Origin of the sequence: Brenneria roseae subsp. americana (assembly GCF_003115815.1) — a bacterium.
Lineage (GTDB): Bacteria > Pseudomonadota > Gammaproteobacteria > Enterobacterales > Enterobacteriaceae > Brenneria > Brenneria roseae.
In genome coordinates this window covers 1-5051 of record NZ_QDKJ01000033.1, presented here as the reverse complement: position 1 = coordinate 5051, position 5051 = coordinate 1, and the positions used below count along the sequence as shown (strand labels likewise).

Here is a 5051-nt window from a genome sequence, read left to right as displayed (position 1 = left end):
GGGATTTGAACCCTCGGAGGGATTGCTCCCTCAACGGTTTTCGAGACCGTCCCGTTCAGCCGCTCCGGCATCTCTCCGTTTAAGCGGTTGCTATGATGCCCGCTTTTGCGGCATTTTAACAGCATTAGCTCTCGCCTTTAAATTCAAGTGATGACTTAGCGAGCAACAGCGATGATTAAATGGCCGTGGAAGACAAATGAATGTCCTATGGAGACATTGGAACACTGGCAACCAGCAATGTCGATTCCCCTTTTAGCCCCATTGAGTGACGCGGAACGAAAGAAGCTGGTACCGATTGCTGAACAGTTTCTGAAACTAAAGCGCCTGATTCCGTTACAAGAACTGGTGTTAACCGAGATTATGCAGCAACGTATCGCGCTGTTGTTTTCCCTTCCGGTACTGGAACTGGGTATAGAATATCTGGACGGCTTTCACGAGGTACTCATTTATCCCGGTCCTTTCATCGTTAATGATGAATGGCAAGACGACATCGGGCTGGTGCATACCGGTAAGATTGTGCAGTCGGGGCAAAGCTGGGATCAAGGTCCCGTGATCCTCAACTGGCAGGAAGTTCAGGATTCGTTTGATCTGTCCGGTTTCAATCTCGTCATTCACGAAGTTGCCCACAAACTGGACGTTCGCAGCGGTGGCATCGCCACAGGCGTTCCTGCGATTTCCCTGCGTGATATCGCTTCATGGGAACAGCATTTGCATGCTGCGATGGATGCGTTGCAGGAAGAAATTGATTTAGTGGGTGAAGATGCCGCCAGCATGGATCCCTACGCCGCACAGGATCCTGTCGAATGTTTTGCCGTACTTTCCGAATATTTCTTCAGCGCGCCAGAACTGTTATCGGAACGGTTTCCGGCACTGTACCAGTGTTTCCAGGGGTTCTATCATCAGGACCCGCTGGCACGACTTAAAGACTGGCAAAACAGCACGCACTACAACGCCCCTGTGATTTATTGACCGGAATAAAGGCAGAATTGTACACAGCCTAAACAGTCAGACAATAACGCCGATTTTGCCGTTGACAGCATAGCGGGTGCCGGATATCATGCGCCCCGTTCACACGATTCCTCTGTAGTTCAGTCGGTAGAACGGCGGACTGTTAATCCGTATGTCACTGGTTCGAGTCCAGTCAGAGGAGCCATTTTAGAGAAACCAGACGTTCACTGACGTCTGCTTTTTTGCTTTTAATCAATTGGTTTTCCCATTCTTCAGGTACGCCCTCGTTCACTCAAAAACACTCGAAGCCATACCCTTTTGCTGGTAAAAATACTGGTAAAGCTGGTTCGATTTTGTTTTTACCAGCAATCGGAGGGAGCCGTCATGTCACTTACTGATACTAAAGTAAAAAATGCCAAGCCGTCAGAAAAGGTGGTTAAGCTCACTGACGGGTTCGGCCTCTACCTGCTGGTACATCCCAACGGTTCAAAATACTGGCAGTTAGGCTATCGCTTCGCAGGAAAACAGAAGGTGTTCTCCATCGGTGTCTACCCTGCTGTTTCTCTGGCAGATGCCAGACAACGACGAGATGAAGCAAAAAAGCTGTTAGCCGCTGGCGTTGATCCCAGCGCCAAAAAACAGGCTGACAACAAAATCGTTCAAGAGCGGCGTAACAACACCCGCGCTTTCAAGACCGTTGCCAAAAGCTGGTTTGCCACCAAAACCACATGGTCGGAAGATTATCAGCGTTCTGTATGGACTCGGCTGGAAACCTACCTGTTCCATGATATTGGTGGAAAAGACATTGCTGAACTGGATACCGGCGATCTGCTGGTTCCCATCAAAAAGATAGAGAAGCTGGGTTATCTGGAAATCGCTATGCGGGTGAAGCAATACGCCACCTTCATCATGCGTTATGCCGTCCAGCAAAAGATGATCCGTTTCAATCCGGCCTATGATTTGGAAGGTGCGGTTCAGAAGCCACAGACGGAACACCGCCCCGCTATCGAACTAGAAGAGATACCTACCCTGCTGGAGCGTATTGAAACCTATAAAGGCCGTAGCAGATTGACGCAACTTGCGATCAAACTCAATCTGCTAATTTTTGTGCGTTCCAGCGAACTCCGCTTTGCCCGATGGTCAGAGATCGATTTCAAAAGTGCCTTGTGGGTTATCCCTGAACAGCGTGAAGCCATTGAAGGGATCAAGCATTCAAGCCGTGGTGCCAAAATGCGCAGGAAACATTATGTTCCTCTATGCGATCAAGCGCTAGCAATTTTGGAAGAGCTTAAAGACCTCACCTATGACGTTAACGGTGATGACGGCTTTATCCTGACTGGCTGTTATGATGCAATGAAACCGATGAGTGAAAACACCATTAACAAAGCACTACGCAAAATGGGCTATGACACCAAAACCGATCTGTGTGGTCATGGTTTCCGAACGCTGGCGTGTAGTGCCTTGATTGAATCGGGTATCTGGCCTGAAGACGTGGTTGAACTTCAGATGAGCCACATGGAAAAGAACAACGTTCGCGCTGCCTACACTCACAAGGCCAAACACCTTGAGCAACGTCGCCTCATGTTGCAATGGTGGGCCGATTTTCTGGATGCTAACAGCAACGGTATGGTTAGGCCGTTTGAGTTTGGGCAAAAGGGATAAGATGATACCAGTGATAACTGGCATATAAGTCTCTGGTAGATACCTTAAAAGACACTCAGCCTATTTCAGAATAGGCTGATATATCAATTTCATTTATTTTTATGAAATAAAAACCCTCTATGCCAATCTAAATATTTCTTGGAATTTTCATTTATTGCTATCTTTATGTCACACGGAACATTCAATAATTTAATTTCGTTTATGATAATGACATCATTTCGAATGAGCATAGAACCATCATCAGCGAAGCTTATATATCCTTTATCAAAGAGAGCATCGATATGAGGTGATAGCATAATTCCGTTATAGGGGTCTAATCGTTCTTTATTATTGCTTATTCGCCACGGTTTAATGTGACTTGCCTTTAATAATGAAGGTAAGCTAACTCCAGTAATAGGACATTCTGGATAGTTAGTTAACACTTTGTTACGGAAGTCCCCTTGCCCTAACCTAGCATTAATTAATTGCTTTTTAGTTGTTTCTGATATAGTTACGTCACTTTCAATTTCTTTAATGTCTTCATTTATTTCTTCATGGGATCCACCTTTTTCATTGTCACACCAAAGTTCTTCTATTCTAGTAGAAAACTTATCAATCAAGGTAGCTATATTTCCTTGTAGTCCAGTATCAACAACATGTAGTTTTTTTAGTATAGGGTCATGTTGAAGATTGCTCCTTGACAACCTATTCGGATCATCAATATCTCTGTACTCAAGTATTCTTATACCGACTTGTTTATCTTTACTTCCCTCTGTATAAAGACCTTTTATCCATAAATCATCACCCAAACACTCAGGGTGTAATATATCTCTCCTTTTTACAGGAGACTCTTCAACAATACCTTTTGCAAAAAATCCACTTAGGCTATATTCTCTATTACCGACAGTTCTCCAGAAGAAAACAACATCACCTTTTGAAATATGATGTTTTTTATTTCCATGTAACTTTTTTATTGTCCAATATACATATTTTTTATCTCTAAAATAATCTTCAACTTTATATATTTTAGGGTTTGCTTGTAATATAAAATATTTCATATTATTCCTTTTATAGAAAACCACTATCAGTCATTCAGCTCAATCCCCTGCCGAATCAATTCATTGAACCAGTTTCCCAGACTCATACCAACCTATGCCACAGTTTCATCTCACTACTTACGCAGTTATGAAGCTATACGGATCTGGAACGTTGGAGACGTATTCGCCATGGATTTTCTTATATCGCGTTAAGTAATTGAATTGACTAGTGGAAACTCTAAGGCTACATTGCAGTCGAAAAGGTTCACACCTGTATACAAGACTACCTATAAACCCGTTTCGCCCCTGAAAGGTACTGCAATACCAGACAGGGGCTAACCACACCGTTATGGAGCTAACGCTATGGCTGTCCGTCAGTTTACCTATTCCCTGCCTGAAAATCTGCATCTGGCTACTGCTTTTTTTGCCACATCTCAACATCCGGCAACGGAGGCTTATCATGTTCGATAACACACCGCTGGAACTGGAAGAGATCATTGATCAATGCCGGGCATTAATTTACGCCGTTGTTGAACTGGATAAACCCAAGGCAGAAGAGATTTTGAGCTTCGTCCTATGGGAACAACTTGATCTGTTATTTCGTACTTTTCATACGCCAGAAGTGATACCCGTAGACTAAGGAAACGGCCATGAGGATAACGCATTAAGGCCACAACTTTAATTATGCGGAAAATTGAGCAGCACACACAGGTTGTTGTGCTGCTATTGATTTTTTGTTAATTAAAGATCGTCGTTATGTGATTTTTATTTTTAATGAGTAATTCATCAGACTACTTTTTAAAATCAACCGCATTGAAAAAATCTGGTGTTAATGTGATACAAGCTAGTGTCTCACCATTATCATCACAAAACTCTATCTCATATGCAGGGGATGGTTCGTTATAAATGTGAACAATAGCCCCTAGCATTCCTTTTTTTAACCCTTCCTCTGGAAGATCATTTTTTAAAGAAATAACATCAAATAAAGAATAAACCATCATAACTTCCCCTTCACATAAATTGTTGCTAACCGAGGAACATCTGAACCATTGTCAAAAAACCAACCTGTCCGAACAATAGCTGAACTCCCATTTATACCTTCAATCGGCATATCAACAATAACCTGCTGTCCATAGTTAGTTGCATTACCTAATACCGCAGGACTTGATCCTGCTCCAAGTCTAACTTTCTCAATCAGCTTGTCCACATTGGATTGATTATAACCTAACGCAGATTCAAAAACTTTAGCTTTATGTCCCCCGACTGGATGTTCAGGGTTTAATGCATAACCTGTCAGTTTATTTTTATCAATGGCTGCTTTATCTGAATTTTGAAGAACACCGTATTTAGTGATATATGGTGAATTATCCTCGCTTAAATAAACATAAATCGGCGGAAACGCATTCTCCGGGAATACTAGAATAT

6 protein-coding genes and 1 tRNA gene are annotated in these 5051 nt (G+C 42.9%); 4 read left to right on the top strand and 3 right to left on the bottom strand.

Translation table 11 applies throughout. From position 1 onward, the window contains the following. Positions 1-171 precede the first annotated feature (171 nt). The 3 genes from mtfA to B4923_RS20545 all read left to right on the top strand — a co-directional run bounded on the left by mtfA (position 172) and on the right by B4923_RS20545 (position 2610). Positions 172-969, top strand: a complete 798-nt coding sequence (mtfA, locus tag B4923_RS20555; protein WP_109491546.1) for a DgsA anti-repressor MtfA — start codon at positions 172-174, stop codon at positions 967-969. A gap of 108 nt (positions 970-1077) precedes the next feature. Next, positions 1078-1153 (top strand) — tRNA-Asn (locus B4923_RS20550). 179 nt (positions 1154-1332) lie between these two features. Continuing rightward, a complete protein-coding gene (locus tag B4923_RS20545) occupies positions 1333-2610 on the top strand; it encodes a tyrosine-type recombinase/integrase (RefSeq protein WP_109491545.1) in 1278 nt (425 codons plus the stop codon). An 89-nt stretch (positions 2611-2699) separates the two neighbouring features. On the opposite strand, the gene B4923_RS20540 is transcribed toward B4923_RS20545, so the two are convergent. Beyond that, positions 2700-3647, bottom strand: coding sequence for an HNH endonuclease (locus B4923_RS20540; RefSeq protein ID WP_109491544.1), 948 nt, complete (start codon positions 3645-3647; stop codon positions 2700-2702). Positions 3648-4086: 439 nt separating this feature from the next. Here B4923_RS20540 and B4923_RS20535 point away from each other — a divergent pair, with 439 nt between their 5' ends. Continuing rightward, positions 4087-4266, top strand: a complete 180-nt coding sequence (locus B4923_RS20535; protein WP_109491543.1) for a hypothetical protein — start codon at positions 4087-4089, stop codon at positions 4264-4266. Positions 4267-4417: 151 nt separating this feature from the next. Here the strand turns inward: B4923_RS20535 and B4923_RS20530 are convergent, their stop codons facing one another. Together B4923_RS20530 and B4923_RS21175 are read right to left on the bottom strand one after the other, a co-directional pair. Beyond that, positions 4418-4627, bottom strand: a complete 210-nt coding sequence (locus B4923_RS20530; RefSeq protein ID WP_109491542.1) for a DUF4926 domain-containing protein — start codon at positions 4625-4627, stop codon at positions 4418-4420. Further along, positions 4624-5051, bottom strand: a 428-nt coding sequence (locus B4923_RS21175) for a DUF6883 domain-containing protein (RefSeq protein ID WP_342752580.1), incomplete at its 5' end; no start/stop codon positions are given. The genes B4923_RS20530 and B4923_RS21175, both read right to left, overlap by 4 nt.

What these genes read in the sequence shown, in the direction of transcription:
- mtfA (WP_109491546.1), top strand. Translation starts at nt 172, where the DNA reads ATGATTAAATGGCCGTGGAAGACAAATGAATGTCCTATGGAGACATTG.
- B4923_RS20535 (WP_109491543.1), top strand. Translation starts at nt 4,087, where the DNA reads ATGTTCGATAACACACCGCTGGAACTGGAAGAGATCATTGATCAATGC.
- B4923_RS20540 (WP_109491544.1), bottom strand. Translation starts at nt 3,647, where the DNA reads ATGAAATATTTTATATTACAAGCAAACCCTAAAATATATAAAGTTGAA.
- B4923_RS20530 (WP_109491542.1), bottom strand. Translation starts at nt 4,627, where the DNA reads ATGATGGTTTATTCTTTATTTGATGTTATTTCTTTAAAAAATGATCTT.
- B4923_RS20545 (WP_109491545.1), top strand. Translation starts at nt 1,333, where the DNA reads ATGTCACTTACTGATACTAAAGTAAAAAATGCCAAGCCGTCAGAAAAG.